Raw genomic sequence first — 13,092 nt, forward strand, 5'->3', positions numbered from 1 at the left:
CCTCCGGATCCGACACGAAATTCTTCCAGCCCTCGGCGTCCCAGTCGAAGATCGCCCAGACGCGGTCCGGTTCGCTCGGGTCGCGGAACACGGTTGCGCCGTTTGAGCCGTGCAGTCGGCGCTTGTCGGCGCCCTTGGTTGAAAAGATGCGGATAAAGTGGTCGACGTCCGCCACCTTGGTCGTTGCGAGAAGCATCGGATTTCCTCCTGTCGGTCGCGGCCACCATTGGTCCGTCGACAGGAGCACGATGCGCGCCTTGCAGCGGGCGCACATGGGGTGAATTCCCTAGCCGGCATTTCGCCCGGCCGGACAAGGCCATGCTCGACCGCGTAGAGCGCGGCTGCGCCACGGGTGCCCACGCCGATCTTGGCGTAGACCGCCTGGATGTGATGGTCCGCGGTCTTGGGCGAGATATCCAGCTTCCGAGCCACTTCCTTCGCGGTAAGCCCAGCGGCGATCAGGCGCAGCACCTCGATTCGCGCGGCGTCATGCCGGCCAGCGCCTGCGGCAAGGCCCGGCGCGACTGCTGCCCGGCGAATGACAAAACGGCTTCGGCAGCGTCGGGGTAGATACAGCCGTCACGAACAGCCGCGCGCAGCTGTGCCGCCGCCGCTTCGCTGGACAGCGCCTTGCGGTGCGCACGTTCCTCGCGTGACGTTTGAAAGGCTTCGGCAGCGGCCAATATCCTCGCCGCCGGGGAGAGGTCGGAGCCGCCGACCTTGCGGTGATATCCCGAACCGTCCAGGCGTTCGTGGTGACGCAGCACGAGCGCGCCCATCGCATCGCCGTCATGGCCGAAGGAAGCCAGCGCCCGCTCGCCGTAATAGGCATGCAGTTGCGCGGCGTCGCGCTCGCGCACCGATAGCGGGCCGTTGCGCATCCAAGTCGCCACAGGCACCACGAGCTCTCCGATGTCATGGATGCAGCCCGACCAGCGCAGCGCGCGAACATCGGCGGCGGGCAGACCGATCCTTGCTCCAGCGCCCGCGGCCAGCTCCGACACCATCCGCGAATGGCCCTGCGTGAATGGCATGCGCATGTCGATCATGTCGGCGATGGCGAGGAACGCCTCGTCGCAAGCCCCTTCGTCCAGCGTCACCGGCGGATCCGGCTCCAGCGCTAGAATCGTCTCGCGGTCGATCGTGGCGCCGATACCCCGCATCAGCATCGCGGCGTTGGCTGAGACGAGCCGGGCCAGATCGGCCTCGTACGGGCCGTCGGCACGACTGGCGATGGTCTCGGCCATCCCGTCGATGCCGACGGCATCACTGAGCGCGATCGCATCCTGCGCCAGTGTGATCAGGCGCACGGCGGGCAGGACCTCCTCGCCGCTCAGTCCACGCGGCAGGCCCTTGCCGTCCCAGCGCTCGTAGATCTGTCCGAGATTGCGCCGGATTTCGTCGGAGAGACCGAGGCGTTCGCCGATCCGCTGCGCCACCTCGCAATGGGCTGTCAGAACCGGGCGCGCCACGGCGAGCGCCTGCGACATCGCGGCCTCGACCGCCTTGGCCTGCGCGTCAGGCGCGAGATCATAATAGAACCGCTTGAAAGCCTGCACGAAGACCCTGCCCAGTTCCGCACGGTGACCCATGTCGAGACCGACAAGGTCCTGGCGAAGCGCGATTTCGTCGCCGAAGAGACCCGAGAGAAGGTCGGTGTCCGCGTTGCAGCCGACATAACGCAGCATGGACTGGTGATAGGCATTGCGCCGAACCTGCTCCGAAACGCCAGCAAGCTCGGCGATCCGCATTGCCAGCACGCAGGATTTCAGCGCGAAGTCGCGGGAATGGCCTGTCGCGAGATCCGAGGCATAAGCGAGGACCATCATGAAGTCTGCGCGGCGTATCGAGACTTCTGTCATCGCACACCCTCAACCAGGTCCTGCCTACTCGGCGCACCAAATCGTCAAATGTCGACAGTGTCTCAGCTGAAATTTTCGACGTGGACAAACCAGCCTTGACGAAACCCTCTTATACCAGCAAGCCCTAATGTAGGTAAGCGTTTGATTTCCTCGCGGATATCAGCCGCTTCCGACTATCGCGATGGAACTGAAGCATGTCTCCCGAAAGTGGGAACTGGCTTCGGGATAAAGACATGCGCAAATCAAAGACCAAAGCGCATGGAGCGAATCCGAAGGATCGCGACGCGCTTTAAGTCGCGATTGAGGCGCATCGAACTGGTCGGGGATATAGATTTGTCCTTAAGCGAGCCCTGTCCAACGAGCGTCTCGCGGTATTGCAACCGGCAATATCAGCCGTCCAATTTCGCCCGACATCTCGGCTACGCTTGAAACCGGCGCGATAATCGTATCGCCTGCCGGCTGGCCCGATGGCGTATCGGCCATGCCTCACCCGTCGGGAAACGTCGCGCGGCCAGAGGCCTCGGCTATTCGGCCGCAACCCGCTGACCGCCCGCGCGACGCAACAGCGCGTATCCTGCTTCCTCGACCGCCTGCGCGGCGCGTTTGCGGATCGGATCGGACACGAGAACGCCATCGGCGAAATCCTTGTCCGTCGCGTAAACCCCCGTCGGCAAGGCAAGCGCCTCGAAGAAGCCGAACAGCGGCCGAAGCTGGTGCTCGACGATCAGCGCGTGCCGTTCGCCGCCGCCCGTGGCAAGCAGCAGCACCGGCTTGCCTCTCAGCGCCGACGGGTCGAGCAGGTCGAAGAAGTGCTTGAACAGGCCCGTATAGCTGCCCTTGTAGGTCGGTGATCCGACCACCAGCACATCGGCATTGACGACCTTGTCAAGGACGTCGCGGCCCTTTTGATCGAGATCTCGCGCCCATTTGGCGCTGCCGAGCGAGGCGCCGACATCTTCGATGTCATAGGTGCTCGCCGACAGATTGTTACGGACCGCGATATCCCTGACGACGTGCTCGACGAAGCCGCGCGTCTTCGACGGCCGGGTGAAATTTCCGGAGAAACCGACAACGGTTGGATTGGGCATGCTGTGGCACTTTCTCGGTATGTCGACGACCAGGGTCCAATGTCTATAATTTTTATAGACTCCGACCCGTCTTAGAAGGAACCGTCGACCCTTGGAGGGCTCGCCGCCGAACAATTTTTCCATGGATCGAACAGATTATGGATACCGACGGCGAGACGCGCATAGGCAGCTTGCCGGTCAGCAGCGGAAAAGGACGCCAAGACATAGGGCGCCGAGCGTCCCTTCAGCCCTGCGGATGAATCTGCGGCAGGGCGGCGGCGAGCGACCGCTCGAACGCATCGACCAGCACGTCGATCTGGGTCTCGGTGATGATCAGAGGCGGACAGAAGGCGATGGCATCGCCCATGTTGCGCGAGATCACGCCATTCTGCTGCAGGAAGCCGTTGACCAGCGCGCTGAGCGCCGCCGGCTTGCCCCAGGGCGCCTTGGTCGCCTTGTCGGCGACGAGCTCGACGGCGGCGATGAGGCCGACGCCGCGCACCTCACCCACCAGCGGATGCGAGGCGAGCTTGCGCAGCCTTGCCTGCAAATGCGCGCCGACCTTGCGCGCATTGCCGACGAGGTCGCGCTCCTCGATCAGCTTGATGTTCTCCAGCGCGACCGCCGCGGCGACCGGATGACCGCCGCCGGTGAAGCCGTGACCGAAAGTTCCGATGCGGTTGCTCTCGTCGGCGATCGGCTCGAACACCTTGTCATTGATGAGCAGCGCCGAGATCGGTAGATAGGAGGAGGAAATCTGCTTCGACAGCACCATGATATCTGGCTTGATGCCGAAGGTCTGCGAGCCGAACATCTCGCCGGTGCGGCCAAAACCGCAGATCACCTCGTCGGCCACCAGCAGGATGTCATACTTAGACAGCACCGCCTGGATTTTCTCCCAATAGCCGGCGGGCGGGACGACGACGCCGCCGGCACCCATGATCGGCTCGCCGATGAAGGCGGCAATCGTTTCAGGCCCCTCCCCAAGGATGAGCTTTTCCAGCTCGTCGGCGAGCCGGGCGGAAAACTGTTCCTCGCTTTCGCCGGGCTCCGCGTCGCGCCAGTGATGCGGCGTCGACGTGTGCAGGATGTTGGCGATCGGCAGATCGAAGGAGAGATGGTTGTTCGGCAGACCGGTCAGGCTCGCCGAGGCGATGGTGACGCCATGATAGCCGCGCTTGCGGCTGATGATCTTCTTGCGCGCCGGCTGTCCGAGCGCGTTCGAGCGGTACCAGATCATCTTGATCGCGGTATCGTTGGCCTCGGAACCGGAATTGGTGAAATAGGCCTTGCTCATCGGCACCGGCGCCATCTGCACCAGCTTCTCGGCCAGGTCGATCAGCGGCGCATGCGCCTTCGAGCCGAAGTCGTGGTAAAAGGGCAGCTTCGACATCTGTCTTGCCGCGGCTTCGACCAGCCGCTTTTCCGAGAAGCCGACGGCGACGCTCCACAAGCCCGCCATCGCCTCGATGTAGCGATTGCCGGCAATGTCCTCGACATAGACGCCATCGCCCTTTTCGATGACCAGCGGACCGGTTTCCTGGTGCTTGCGCGCGTTGGTGTAGCCGTGCATGTGGTAGCGGATATCGCGGGCTTCGGGGGAATTCGGTCTGGCGTCCATCATGGTGGGGTCCTGTCTTGGGGGTCCAAAGCGGAAATAGGACGAGCTTCCTCGTTGTGAAATCCGAAAGTTCCGCGTTGCATTGTCACGGCTGATGCCTCATCGCGAAGGCTGGTCGCAAGAGCCGCGAAGCCGGTATCGATAGCGCCAACAAGCCGCGACAGTCGCGGAACTGATGGCGCAGCAGGGTTAGCAATGGAACAAGTCGACTGCATTATCGCGGGCGCAGGCGTGATTGGTCTGGCGGTCGCGCGCGCATTGGCCGCCAAAGGTCTCGACACGCTTGTCCTCGAAGCCGCGGATGCCATCGGCACCGAGACGAGCTCGCGCAATTCGGAAGTCATCCATGCCGGGATCTATTATCCGCAAGGGTCGCTGAAGGCCCGGCTCTGCGTCGCTGGCCGCGACATGCTGTATCGGTACTGTGCGGAACGCGCGATCCCGCATCGCCGCGCAGGCAAGCTGATCGTCGCGACCGACGAGGCCCAGGACCCCGTGCTCGCCACGATCCAGGCTGGCGCCGCTGCCTGCGGCGTCGACGATTTGCGCTTCGTCTCCGCCGCCGAAGCGCAAGCCCTGGAGCCGGCGCTTCACTGCACCATGGCGCTGCTTTCGCCGTCCACTGGCATCATCGACAGCCACGCGCTCATGCTCGGCCTGCTCGGCGACGCCGAGGAGCACGGCGCGACGCTGTCGCTCAACACCCGCATCGTCTCGGGCCGCGTCGAGCCGGGCAGGATCGTGGTGCGGACGATGGACGCGGCGAGCGGCGAGCAGTTCGAGATCGCCGCGCCGCGCCTTATCAATGCGGCCGGCCTGGGCGCCGTCGCCTTGGCAGGCTCGCTGGAAGGATTTGGTCGGCAATTCCTGCCGGCGCTTCGCTACGCCAAGGGCAATTATTTCTCGGTTGCCGGGCGCGCACCCTTTTCACATCTTATTTATCCCGTGCCTGAGCCCGGCGGGCTCGGCGTCCATCTTACGCTCGATCTTGCAGGCGCCGCACGCTTCGGACCGGACGTCGAGTGGACGGACACGATCGACTATCGCATCGATCCGGCGCGCGGTGAGCGCTTCTATGCCGCGATCCGCAAATATTGGCCCGATCTGCCCGATGGCAGCCTGCAGGCGGCCTATAGCGGCATCCGGCCGAAGCTCTCCGGCCCAGGCGACGCCAACAGCGATTTCGTCATCCAGGATGCCGCAACGCATGGCATCGACGGCCTCGTCAATTTGTTCGGCATCGAAAGCCCCGGCCTGACTGCCAGCCTGGCGATTGCCGAGCACGTGATGTGTATCCTCGCGCCCAAGACGGGCTGACGACGCCGCGGCGTGAAGACGCGGCGCCCTGGCACTCAATGCCGCGCCCACGTCCTACGAGGCGGTATCTGAAGCGATCGCGCACGAACTCGTTGAAGAATTGGCCTTTTGAGAAAGCTGCCTTGAAGGCCATGTAGATCTCGGGTTCCACATCCTCATAGTCGTAGCGGTCGCCGCTCGGAACGAACCATACCGAAAGGACTCGCCGCGACGTATCGTAGTGAATGTTCTGGATTGCGGTGGAAGGCATGGCCGGCATCCTGCTTCCATCCTAACCCTTCACGCATCTTCCAGGTTCCGCGGGCCGTGAGCGGCCTTGCACACGTGCTCCGATCGCCTATCTGAGCCGCATGTCATCAGCCAAACGCCCGACCAGGGAGAGCGCCCGCCAGGGCGATCTCTTTGGTGCGCCCTCGCTGCCCGCAAGCCCGCCCGAAGGCTTCTCCTACAAGCCGGAACTGATCACCCGTGACGAAGAGCACGCATTGGTCGGCCATATCCGCGGCCTGCCTTTCAAGCCGTTCGATTTTCATGGCTATCTTGCCAACAGGCAGGTCGTCGGCTTCGGCCTGCGCTATGACTATGAGCGTCGCCAGGTGCTCGAAGCGCCGCCCATTCCGGACTTCCTGCTGCCGCTGCGCGCCAAGGTCGCCGAATTCGCGGGCGTCGCGGCGAGCGAATTCGCGCAGGTGCTCATCAACGAATATCGCCCGGGCGCCGGCATAGGCTGGCATCGCGACAAGCCGCATTTCGAGCTGGTCGCCGGCGTCTCCCTGCTGGCGCCCTGCAGTTTCCGGCTGCGCCGCAAGAGCGGCGCGGCATGGGACCGGGCAACGATCGACGTCGAGCCCAGGTCGGTCTATCTCATGGCCGGCCCGTCGCGAAACGAGTGGGAACACTCCATCCCGCCTGTCGCGCAACACCGCTACTCCGTCACCTTCCGGACGATGCGCGTCTCTTAGAGCGTTTCACCGTTTTACGGAAACGGCGAACCGCTCTATCTTTGTTTTTGAAGCAATGCCGGACGGAAAACCGCTCACACTTTTCCTGGAATTGCTCTAAGTCGCCGCTGTCGCGGCTTTCCTGGAACCATCACCCGGCCCCGGGGTTGTGTCGTCAGATTTCGAGATCGAAAGGAAAGATGATGCGCACCTTGACGATAGTCCTGACGCTGTCGGCAATGGCATTGGCGCAGCCCGCTTCTGCTCAACGCGCCGATCCGCAGCCGCCGCAAGCCCCGCCTCCTGCTCAGGAGCCCATTCCACACCAGCCGCAGTCCGGCCAGCCGCAGCCCGGCCAACCACAACCAGGCCAGGACGATGCCGCCCAGAACGTCACCAACATCGTCGTGGTGGCGATGGAGGACCTGCCTTCGGAAGTGAAGGCGCAGGCGGAGGCCATAGTCACCAGGACGACTGCCAAGGAGCTGGCCAAGCTGCAGAGCTCGGTCGATGCCTCGCCCGAGGCGACGTCGGTCCTGCATGCGAACGGGCTGAATTCCTCGCAGGTCGTCGCAGCCAACATCGACGGTGACGGCACGCTGACGCTGATCATCCAGACGACGGCCTGACCTAAAGCATGTCTCCCGAAAGTGGGAACCGGTTTCGGGACCAAGGACATGCGTAGAATCAAGAACCTAAAGCGCAGGGAGCGAACCTGAAAGATCGCGACGCGCTTTAGGGGCATGACCCGGCCGAACGGCCGCCGTCGCCTTCGATCCTCACTCTTGCGGAGGTCGCCATGACCGAAGCCGCAGTCCGCAACTTCACCCTGAATTTCGGGCCGCAGCACCCGTCCGCGCATGGCGTGCTGCGGCTGGTGCTGGAATTGGACGGCGAGATCGTCGAACGCGCCGACCCGCATATCGGCCTGCTCCATCGCGGCACCGAGAAGCTGATCGAATACAAGAACTACCTGCAGGCCCTGCCCTATTTCGACCGGCTCGACTATGTCGCGCCGATGAACCAGGAGCATGCCTTCTGCCTTGCCGCCGAAAAGCTGCTGGAAATATCGGTTCCGCGGCGGGGGCAACTCATCCGCGTATTGTTCTGCGAGATCGGGCGGCTGCTGTCGCATCTTCTCAACGTCACCACGCAGGCCATGGATATCGGCGCCCTGACCCCGCCGCTCTGGGGCTTCGCCGAACGCGAGAAGCTGATGGTGTTTTATGAACGCGCATCTGGCGCCCGCATGCACGCCAATTATTTCCGCGTCGGCGGCGTGCACCAGGATCTGCCGGAAGAGCTGCTCGACGACATCTGGAATTTCTGCGATCCGTTCCTGAAGGTCTGCGACAATCTCGAAGGGCTGCTTACCGACAACCGCATCTTCAAGCAGCGCAACGTCGATGTCGGCGCGATCTCGCTCGATGACGCATGGGCGTTGGGTTTCTCCGGGCCCATGGTGCGCGGCTCGGGCGCCGCCTGGGACCTGCGCAAGGCGCAGCCCTATGAATGCTATCCCGAGATGGAGTTCGATATCCCGGTCGGCAAGAACGGCGACTGCTACGACCGCTATCTGGTACGCATGGAAGAGATGCGCCAGTCGGTGAGCATCATGCGGCAGTGCCTGCAGAAGCTGCGCTCAGCCGACGGCCAGGGTCCGGTCGCGGTTGCCAATCAGAAGATCACACCGCCGCCGCGCGCCACCATGAAGCGCTCCATGGAAGCGACCATCCATCATTTCAAGCTTTATACCGAAGGACACCGCGTGCCGCGTGGCGAGGTCTACGCCGCGGTTGAGGCGCCGAAGGGCGAGTTCGGCGTCTATCTGGTCTCCGACGGCGGCAACATTCCCTATCGCTGCAAGATACGGGCGCCATCCTTCGCCCATCTGCAGGCGATCGATTTCCTGTCGCGCGGGCACATGGTGGCGGATGTCGCGGCGATCATCGGTTCGCTCGACATCGTCTTCGGCGAGATCGACCGCTAACGCAAGGAGGGCGGAGAACTCGCCAGATCTCCGTTACTCCTATCAAGATCTCGAACCAACGCCCCGGTGCGTAGGTGCACGCCTAGTGCATGAACACAGCTCTCAGCCACGCAAGGATGCCCGCACCCGGAGAGACCGCCGCGCGCACGCGCGACGCCGCCCAGCGCGCCGGCATGTTGGCGCCGACATGACAATGGCAGACAACCTCATGCAGTTGCCAGTCGCTCATCTCGAAGAAGCGCTTGGCTTCGCCATACGAGTCATCCTGCAGGCCCTGCGCACGGAAGATCGGATCTTCGAATGCGACGGTGATCGCCGATCCGTCGGTGCGCATTCTTTCACGCACGTCGGGTGGAGCGTATTCGGTGCCCGCCAACGCCGTGAGGCGGCGGCTGGGGCTTTGTTCGAGAAGTTGCGCCCAGCGCTCAAGGCGCTGGCCCCGGTTGGCGATGAGAGCCGGTGCTTCGGCCTGAACGTCGGCAACGGCGTTGTTTTGGTCAAGGGTTTGGTGCTTCACGGCCGTCTCCTGTATCGACAGATGATCACCCGCCCACACTGGGAACTAAGGCGCCGCCCAACGCCGGCAAGGGCCGAAACGGACCCGCGGAATCATTTGATCGTTCTCGCGGCGCGATCGTGTGGGAACGATCCGCTGGCGCGGCCGTTCTGCCAGCTTGCGCCGCCGATCGCTCCTGACGAAACCGTCTGAATACGGCGATCGCCTCCATCATTTTCAGGTCGGGCAGGACATCCCGCTTGTCGGGATCGCGTAGAGCCTGCCAAGGCGCCGAGCGGAAGGAAAAAGCGATGGCCATTCTCCCCAATCCGGACCCGTCTCCAACGCCGGTGCCCACGCCTCCGCCCATCCCGGAACCCAAGCCGATGCGCGAGCCGGATCCGGATCGGCTTCCCGATGAGGCGCCGATCCCCAATCCCGATGAGAATGACGAGCCGCCCAAGCATTCCACGCCCAGGCGGCCCCGACCTTGACCGGCTCACGGGAGGCGCGCCGGACGCACGTCGCGATCAAGGGCTAGTTTGCGGGAGTCGCTTAGCCAGCCTCATCGACGTTCGGCAATTCAAGCGCTGAACGCAGTAAACCGCGATCGCGCTGGTAGAGGGTAGAATATGTGACCGGCTCCAACAAATCGGCGTAGGGCCGGAAATCCGCGATGCGCTTGTTGAAGGGCATCGCCCCGCAGCCGGGAACCAGACAATCCCGATTTCCCTTCGGACAGCGGTTGAAGGAGCAAAGCCGGCCAAGGTAGTGGTCGCTGCCGGGCTCGAACAGGAAAACGTCGAGTTGATGGTCGGCGACACTGATGCCAAGCCCGGCCTCGAACGCCTGCCGCAGCGCCGCGGCGCCCTTACGGCGCAACTCGCCAAGCCGGTGTTGCGAGTCGACCCAGACAGCCAGGTCGAGGTCGCTGCATTCATGCCAAACATCGATACCCGCGCGGCGGAAGTCGCTGAACCTCGGAATCTCCTTCCAGAGCGGTTTCGCCACCGAGCCGATGACAGCGATCGCCTTGATCTCGGGGAACGCCATCCAGGACTGCGTGACGACATCGGCGGCCTGGCGGAATTCGCGCTGGCGCCGCAGGAGGTAACGGTTCTGCTCTTCGATCTGCGCGCGCTTCATGGTTCACCGAGGCGGCTTTATCAAACTGCGTTTGCGGCCATCGGAGGCTGAGTTTGGCAAGCCGTCAAGAGTGCGATTGCCCCTCAACCAAGCCTCGCCTGCGTCCAAGCTCCTCCAGCCGCGTTCGACTCCACCGCCGCCGCCACGAACTTCACGCCACGCGCGCCGTCGACCACGTCGGGCACCTGCGCTGCCCGCGCGGCATCGACCGCGCCACCCGATCGATGCGCGCGGATGATGTCGGCGGCGTCACGGTAGAAATTGGCGAAGGCCTCGATGTAGCCTTCCGGGTGCGCTGCCGGCATGCGCGACACGCGCCTCGCTTCCGCCGTCGCGCCATGGCCGCCGCGCACCAGCGTGCGCGTCTCCTCGCCATAGGGCGAGAAGCGCAGTTCCTCCGGCCGCGATCCAGACCATTCGAGCCCGGCCTTGTCGCCATAGATGCGCACCGAGAGGTCGTTGTAATGGCCGGGCGAAGTCTGGCTGGCGAGGATCGTGCCGCGCGCCCCGCCCGCCCAGCGCATCAGCACATGCGCGTTGTCGTCGAGCCGCCGTCCGGGCACGGCGGTGAAGAGGTCGGCCGAAACCGCCTCCGCCTCGAAACCGGAGACGAAGCTTGCCAGGTTGAAGGCATGCACGCCGATATCGGCAAGCACGGCCGACTGGCCGGCGCGCGCTGGATCGGTGCGCCATTCGGCCTGCTTCTGGCCCTCGGCGTCGATCGGCTTGGTCAGCCAGTCCTGGATATAGGCGCCGTGCACCGACACGATGCGGCCGAGCTCGCCCGCCGCCACCATTTCGCGCGCCTGGCGCACCATGGCGTAGCCGGTGTTATTGAGCGTGACGACGAAGCGGCGCTGCTTCGCTTTGGTCAGCGCCACGGCTTCGGCCTCGCCAAGCGTCGTCGACAGCGGCTTGTCGCAGATGACGTCGATGCCAGCCTCGAGGAAGGCCGTCGCGATTGGTGCGTGCAGATGGTTGGGCGTGACGATGACCACCGCCTCGATGCCGTCCGGCCGTGCCGCTTCGGCTTTCGCCATGGCATGGTAATCGGCATAGCTGCGCTCCGGCGCGATGCCGATCTCGGCGGCGGAGGCCGCGGCATTCTCCGGATCCGAGGACAATGCGCCGGCGACCAGCGCGATCTGGTCGTCGAGCCGCATGGCGAGGCGATGCACGGCGCCGATGAAGGCGTTGCGGCCGCCTCCGACCATGCCGACCCGCAGGCGTTGACGCGACGTACCATCGGCGGTTGCATAGACCATGATTGCGATTATCCTCCCCAAGTTTCGATATGCCGGTCGGTGCGGATGTTGTGACCGGCGACGGCTGTTTTCGAATGATATTTCTATTTTTTGTTTTGTAAAACGATTGTGCCGCGTTAGCTTTTTACCCTCGGTCCAGGTGACGGACCGCATCCGGTGGGCAGGGATCGGATAATGCATCCGATGGTTGGGGTCACGATGAGGCATATCCTATGAGCGGCCGCGGCAAGGCGGCCGACGAGCCGTCCTCGCATAGCCTGGAGACGGCAGCGAGGAAGAGGAGCCGATCACTGGCAGCACTTGGCTACACCAAGCCGCAAACCTATGAAGAGCTGCGCGCAGTGCTTTCGTCAGGCACCGTGCATTTCCCGAAACGGCTTCGCCAGGTGGCGATCTTCCTCTGGCAACATCCGAGCGAGGTTGCGCTCGGCACGATCGCGCAGGTGGCTGACCAGGCCGGCGTGCAGCCCTCGACCCTGGTGCGCTTCGCCCAGATCTTCGGCTATTCCGGCTTTTCCGATTTCCAGCTCCTGTTCAAAGACCGCATGAAGGGCTCCTGGCCGGATGCGCAAGGCAGCCCGGACAAGGCCGGGGAGCCGAATGCCGACCTGCATTTCCTCAATGGCATGGTCGGCGCCTGCCAGGCCTCGCTCGGCCGCATCGGCAACAATTTCGATATCGCCGCTTTCGAGACGATGGTCGGTCATCTGGCGGCGGCCGAGCTGATCTACGTCATCGGCAGCAAGCGCGCCTTTCCCGTCACCACCTATCTGTCGCTGACGCTTTCGCAGCAGGGCGTGCGCAATGTGCTGGTCGACAATGTCGGCTCGACCGCGCTGGACCAGGTCGGCTGCATCACGCCGCGCGACGCGGTGCTCGCCGTCTCGTTCAGTCCTTACAATTCGATCACGCCCGACCTCGTCGCCGTCGCGCATGAGCGCAAGGCGCGCATCCTCGCCATCACCGACAGCACATTTTCGCCGCTGGCAAAACTCTCCGACACCTGGCTGGAAGTGGTTGAGCAGGATTTTGGCGGCTTCCGTTCGCTAGCCGCCTCGCTCGCGGTCGGCATGGCCTTGGTCCATGGCGTCGTCGCGCGCCGGACAGATTAACATTCCAAGAAAAGTGTCAGCGGTTTTCCGTCCGGAATTGCGAAAGACAAGGAGATAGAGCGGTTCACCGGTTCCATGGAACGGTGAACCGCTCTAGCACGATTGACTAACGGGAATTATCGTTCCATATTTGAAAAAATGGAAACTTTGTTCCGGGAGGAGGAATGGAGGTTCGTCTCGACGGCAAGGTGGTGCTGGTCACCGGCGCGACGCAAGGCATCGGCCGCGCGACCGCCGAGACGCTTGCGCGCTCCGGCGCCGCCGGCCTGCTGATC

The 13,092-nt window shown here is 63.7% G+C and carries 15 protein-coding genes and 1 pseudogene; 7 read left to right on the plus strand and 9 right to left on the minus strand.

The window, feature by feature from the left end; translation table 11 throughout:
• The 5 genes and pseudogenes from EOA24_RS11770 to EOA24_RS11785 form a co-directional block, all read right to left on the minus strand.
• Positions 1–196 (minus strand): hypothetical protein (locus tag EOA24_RS11770; protein ID WP_127409813.1); only part of this gene is annotated, 196 nt, incomplete at its 3' end.
• Between the two features lie 191 nt (positions 197–387).
• Positions 388–471: pseudogene (locus EOA24_RS44090) on the minus strand (LuxR C-terminal-related transcriptional regulator); the annotation flags it as partial.
• Positions 459–1,862, minus strand: coding sequence for an HD domain-containing phosphohydrolase (locus tag EOA24_RS11775; protein ID WP_245466939.1), 1,404 nt, complete (start codon positions 1,860–1,862; stop codon positions 459–461). The pseudogene EOA24_RS44090 and the gene EOA24_RS11775, both read right to left, overlap by 13 nt.
• A gap of 524 nt (positions 1,863–2,386) precedes the next feature.
• Positions 2,387–2,950, minus strand: coding sequence for an FMN reductase (gene msuE, locus EOA24_RS11780; RefSeq protein WP_126081261.1), 564 nt, complete (start codon positions 2,948–2,950; stop codon positions 2,387–2,389).
• 223 nt (positions 2,951–3,173) lie between these two features.
• Positions 3,174–4,550 (minus strand): aspartate aminotransferase family protein, encoded by a 1,377-nt coding sequence (locus EOA24_RS11785; RefSeq protein WP_126083712.1) that lies wholly within the window; start codon positions 4,548–4,550, stop codon positions 3,174–3,176.
• Positions 4,551–4,745: 195 nt separating this feature from the next.
• On the opposite strand from EOA24_RS11785, the gene EOA24_RS11790 reads away from it, so the two are divergent.
• On the plus strand, positions 4,746–5,867 hold the full coding sequence (locus EOA24_RS11790; RefSeq protein WP_126081260.1) for an NAD(P)/FAD-dependent oxidoreductase: 1,122 nt from the start codon (positions 4,746–4,748) through the stop codon (positions 5,865–5,867).
• Here EOA24_RS11790 and EOA24_RS44095 read toward each other — a convergent pair.
• Positions 5,776–6,126 (minus strand): KTSC domain-containing protein, encoded by a 351-nt coding sequence (locus EOA24_RS44095; RefSeq protein ID WP_348526396.1) that lies wholly within the window; start codon positions 6,124–6,126, stop codon positions 5,776–5,778. The two genes, EOA24_RS11790 and EOA24_RS44095, sit on opposite strands and share 92 nt — an antisense overlap.
• A gap of 91 nt (positions 6,127–6,217) precedes the next feature.
• Between EOA24_RS44095 and EOA24_RS11800 the strand changes: the two genes are divergently transcribed.
• From EOA24_RS11800 to EOA24_RS11810, 3 genes are all read left to right on the plus strand, one after another.
• On the plus strand, positions 6,218–6,829 hold the full coding sequence (locus EOA24_RS11800; RefSeq protein ID WP_126081259.1) for an alpha-ketoglutarate-dependent dioxygenase AlkB: 612 nt from the start codon (positions 6,218–6,220) through the stop codon (positions 6,827–6,829).
• 179 nt (positions 6,830–7,008) lie between these two features.
• Entirely contained in the window at positions 7,009–7,437 is a 429-nt protein-coding gene (locus EOA24_RS11805) for a hypothetical protein (RefSeq protein WP_245466938.1), read from the plus strand.
• Between the two features lie 170 nt (positions 7,438–7,607).
• Positions 7,608–8,798 (plus strand): NADH-quinone oxidoreductase subunit D, encoded by a 1,191-nt coding sequence (locus EOA24_RS11810; protein ID WP_126081258.1) that lies wholly within the window; start codon positions 7,608–7,610, stop codon positions 8,796–8,798.
• Positions 8,799–8,880: 82 nt separating this feature from the next.
• Here EOA24_RS11810 and EOA24_RS11815 read toward each other — a convergent pair whose 3' ends face one another.
• Positions 8,881–9,315, minus strand: coding sequence for a hypothetical protein (locus EOA24_RS11815; RefSeq protein WP_127409810.1), 435 nt, complete (start codon positions 9,313–9,315; stop codon positions 8,881–8,883).
• 290 nt (positions 9,316–9,605) lie between these two features.
• Between EOA24_RS11815 and EOA24_RS42965 the strand changes: the two genes are divergently transcribed.
• A complete protein-coding gene (locus tag EOA24_RS42965) occupies positions 9,606–9,788 on the plus strand; it encodes a hypothetical protein (RefSeq protein ID WP_126081256.1) in 183 nt (60 codons plus the stop codon).
• A gap of 61 nt (positions 9,789–9,849) precedes the next feature.
• On the opposite strand, the gene EOA24_RS11825 is transcribed toward EOA24_RS42965, so the two are convergent.
• The gene (locus EOA24_RS11825; protein WP_126081255.1) at positions 9,850–10,440 is read right to left on the minus strand and encodes a hypothetical protein; all 591 of its coding nucleotides are present in this window, start codon (positions 10,438–10,440) and stop codon (positions 9,850–9,852) included.
• An 83-nt stretch (positions 10,441–10,523) separates the two neighbouring features.
• Positions 10,524–11,705, minus strand: a complete 1,182-nt coding sequence (locus EOA24_RS11830) for a Gfo/Idh/MocA family oxidoreductase (RefSeq protein ID WP_127409811.1) — start codon at positions 11,703–11,705, stop codon at positions 10,524–10,526.
• A 212-nt stretch (positions 11,706–11,917) separates the two neighbouring features.
• On the opposite strand from EOA24_RS11830, the gene EOA24_RS11835 reads away from it, so the two are divergent.
• Together EOA24_RS11835 and EOA24_RS11840 are read left to right on the plus strand one after the other, a co-directional pair.
• Positions 11,918–12,817, plus strand: a complete 900-nt coding sequence (locus tag EOA24_RS11835) for a MurR/RpiR family transcriptional regulator (RefSeq protein WP_126081253.1) — start codon at positions 11,918–11,920, stop codon at positions 12,815–12,817.
• A gap of 164 nt (positions 12,818–12,981) precedes the next feature.
• Positions 12,982–13,092: SDR family NAD(P)-dependent oxidoreductase (locus EOA24_RS11840; protein ID WP_127409812.1), on the plus strand; the 111-nt coding region annotated here is incomplete at its 3' end.

This window comes from Mesorhizobium sp. M2A.F.Ca.ET.039.01.1.1, assembly GCF_003998035.1.
In the GTDB taxonomy this organism is placed as follows: Bacteria; Pseudomonadota; Alphaproteobacteria; order Rhizobiales; family Rhizobiaceae; genus Mesorhizobium.

What these genes read in the sequence shown, in the direction of transcription:
- EOA24_RS11775 (WP_245466939.1), bottom strand. Translation starts at nt 1,862, where the DNA reads ATGACAGAAGTCTCGATACGCCGCGCAGACTTCATGATGGTCCTCGCT.
- msuE (WP_126081261.1), bottom strand. Translation starts at nt 2,950, where the DNA reads ATGCCCAATCCAACCGTTGTCGGTTTCTCCGGAAATTTCACCCGGCCG.
- EOA24_RS11785 (WP_126083712.1), bottom strand. Translation starts at nt 4,550, where the DNA reads ATGGACGCCAGACCGAATTCCCCCGAAGCCCGCGATATCCGCTACCAC.
- EOA24_RS11790 (WP_126081260.1), top strand. Translation starts at nt 4,746, where the DNA reads ATGGAACAAGTCGACTGCATTATCGCGGGCGCAGGCGTGATTGGTCTG.
- EOA24_RS44095 (WP_348526396.1), bottom strand. Translation starts at nt 6,126, where the DNA reads ATGCCGGCCATGCCTTCCACCGCAATCCAGAACATTCACTACGATACG.
- EOA24_RS11800 (WP_126081259.1), top strand. Translation starts at nt 6,218, where the DNA reads ATGTCATCAGCCAAACGCCCGACCAGGGAGAGCGCCCGCCAGGGCGAT.
- EOA24_RS11805 (WP_245466938.1), top strand. Translation starts at nt 7,009, where the DNA reads ATGATGCGCACCTTGACGATAGTCCTGACGCTGTCGGCAATGGCATTG.
- EOA24_RS11810 (WP_126081258.1), top strand. Translation starts at nt 7,608, where the DNA reads ATGACCGAAGCCGCAGTCCGCAACTTCACCCTGAATTTCGGGCCGCAG.
- EOA24_RS42965 (WP_126081256.1), top strand. Translation starts at nt 9,606, where the DNA reads ATGGCCATTCTCCCCAATCCGGACCCGTCTCCAACGCCGGTGCCCACG.
- EOA24_RS11825 (WP_126081255.1), bottom strand. Translation starts at nt 10,440, where the DNA reads ATGAAGCGCGCGCAGATCGAAGAGCAGAACCGTTACCTCCTGCGGCGC.
- EOA24_RS11830 (WP_127409811.1), bottom strand. Translation starts at nt 11,705, where the DNA reads ATGGTCTATGCAACCGCCGATGGTACGTCGCGTCAACGCCTGCGGGTC.
- EOA24_RS11835 (WP_126081253.1), top strand. Translation starts at nt 11,918, where the DNA reads ATGAGCGGCCGCGGCAAGGCGGCCGACGAGCCGTCCTCGCATAGCCTG.